Below are 2,359 nucleotides of genomic sequence, written 5' to 3' on the forward strand. Positions count from 1 at the left end.
GGTTCATCACTGCATCGATATGATCAGATAAATCGATTATGGGAGCTTTTTCTATCATACGCAAATGGTTTCGTTGACAAACAAATCAATCAATTTCAATTATCATTATACGCAGTTAACTGCATCAGCGAATGCAGTTAGTTACATCAGCTTACAAAGTTAACTATATCTGGCTACACAGTTAACTTCGTAGCCTTATGCAGTTAACTGCGTATTTCCCTTACCTATATACAATGCAGAATGTTCAATATTTTCAATTTTATAGTATTGAAAGTACAAACACACGGGAAGTGTGCAGGAATTTACAGCGCCTTTGAATACCACTTATAAGATAGAATGTTGGGGAGCACAAGGAGGAAATTTTACAACTAATGGAAATATTAGTCAAAACACTAGAGGATTAGGAGCATATACTAGTGGCCTTATATTATTTTCAAAAGGTTTTCTCCTGCATATCTATGTTGGAGGCAAAGGTGCAGATGGAGTTGTTGGTGTACATAGTACTGGAGGATATAATGGTGGCGGATCTGGATCCTGGGATATGGTAGATGATGAATCTGGTGGCGGTGGTGGTGGAGCAACTGATATTAGACTCACAGGTGGAACATGGGAAGAGTTTAATTCTCTCAAATCAAGGATTATGGTTGCAGCAGGTGGTGGAGGAAGATGTGGAAAAAATATAGCTGGTTTTGGTGGTGGACTTAATGGTGGTAACGTTTATAAAGACAATGAGGTGTTTTGCGCTGGAGCAACACAAATATCAATAAACTTTGGAAAAGGGGATGATACTGCCGGAAAAGGAAGACTAGATAAAAATGGTAATTATTATTGGTGTGGTTTAGCAGGTGGCGGTGGTGGCTATTATGGAGGAAATGCAAGTTGGAATGCTGTAAATAATGATGATACCTTTGCTTGTGCCTCTGGTGGTTCTTCTTTTATCTCCGGTTATCCAGACTGTGACGCCATAGACGAATCCTCGACAGAAGATAACATAATTCATACAGGTCAACCTAATCATTACAGTGGTAAAGTTTTTACTAATCCTATAATGATAGACGGAGGCTCTGTAATGCCCAAGCCTAAAGGTGGAACTGAGACTGGACACTCTGGAGATGGATATTGTATTATCTCTTGGATATCGCCAAGTCTATAAAAAAGTTTCTTCTTCAGGATGACTTCGGGTTTTGTTCGAGATAAATATAGGCTATATCAGTTGTTGATATAGCCTATTATATATTATTGTGGTAGTTGTTGCCAAGTTATGATAGCATAACCATTACCAACATATCCGTTTTCCCTGATGGAATTATCCGCAACAATTGGAATGCCAACTTGATTACCTTTCGTAGATGTCCATTGATAGCCTACACCATCTATCATAACGGTATTAGTGAATGTTAATATCTTGGCGGTACATCCACTATGCCCGGAAATATAAGATGATCCGCCACCTCCATAATATACACCTCTAGCTCCCCCTGAGGCTCCACTACCTCCATAAAGACCACCACCTCCACCACTACCACCACCAATGTCTGTATTAATATTGTTTCTACCACCTATACCTCCTTTTCCTAATATTCCAGCAGTTCCGTTTTGGCCACCACTGCTAGAATTATGAGTAGGAGTTGCTCCTCCTGCAGCTTGCGTAGCACCATGTCCAACATAATCCTGATAAATTACAAATTTGTCTGTGCCATCATATCCCTCCAATCCTCCAGCACAACCAGAAGTGGTGTTAGAAGCGTCACTACATCCCCCACCACCAGCAGCTATCATAATACGAGAGTCTAAAGAAGTAGAATTATCCCAATCTCCGTTGATAGTCCTGATATCTGTAGCTCCACCACCACATGCTCCACAATATGTAGCTACATTATTTGCATATCCTCCGCCATTAAACATATAAGTAGACGAGTAATTGTCATAACCATTTCCTTTCTGTCCTATATAGACATAAAGAGCTTGATTTTTAGTTAAAGATATCTTTCCGGCTACATAGCCTCCACAACCAATACATCTAGCAATAGAAGCACCTCCACCGCTTGCTCCCCAACATTCGATCTTATATGTGGTCGCTAATGGTGCTATAAATTCCTGCACACTTCCCGTGTGTTTGTACCTTCAATACCGACAAATTGAAAATATTGAACAATAGGTATAAATTAAAATAGGTTATACCATTTAAACTTTGATATAACCTATTTATATATTTATTGTGGTGGTAGTTGTCGCCATGTAATGATTGCATATCCATCTCCACGATGTCCTGTTTCCGTTCCACCTTTAGGCTTTGGCATACTTGCGTTTCCTGCTATCATTATAGGATTAGTAAATACTTTTCCGCTATAATGATTTG

At 39.4% G+C, this 2,359-nt stretch carries 3 protein-coding genes; 1 reads left to right on the plus strand and 2 read right to left on the minus strand.

Going from position 1 to position 2,359, the window contains the following annotated elements:
• Window positions 1-292: 292 nt before the first annotated feature.
• Window positions 293-1,153, plus strand: coding sequence for a glycine rich domain-containing protein (locus K333_RS0109760; RefSeq protein WP_024990716.1), 861 nt, complete (start codon window positions 293-295; stop codon window positions 1,151-1,153).
• An 83-nt stretch (window positions 1,154-1,236) separates the two neighbouring features.
• Here the strand turns inward: K333_RS0109760 and K333_RS12375 are convergent, their stop codons facing one another.
• On the minus strand, window positions 1,237-2,103 hold the full coding sequence (locus tag K333_RS12375; protein WP_024990715.1) for a glycine rich domain-containing protein: 867 nt from the start codon (window positions 2,101-2,103) through the stop codon (window positions 1,237-1,239).
• A 110-nt stretch (window positions 2,104-2,213) separates the two neighbouring features.
• On the minus strand, window positions 2,214-2,359 hold a 146-nt coding region (locus K333_RS13500), incomplete at its 5' end, for a glycine rich domain-containing protein (protein ID WP_262498694.1).

The sequence above is a fragment of the Segatella albensis DSM 11370 = JCM 12258 genome (assembly GCF_000426565.1).
Lineage (GTDB): Bacteria > Bacteroidota > Bacteroidia > Bacteroidales > Bacteroidaceae > Prevotella > Prevotella albensis.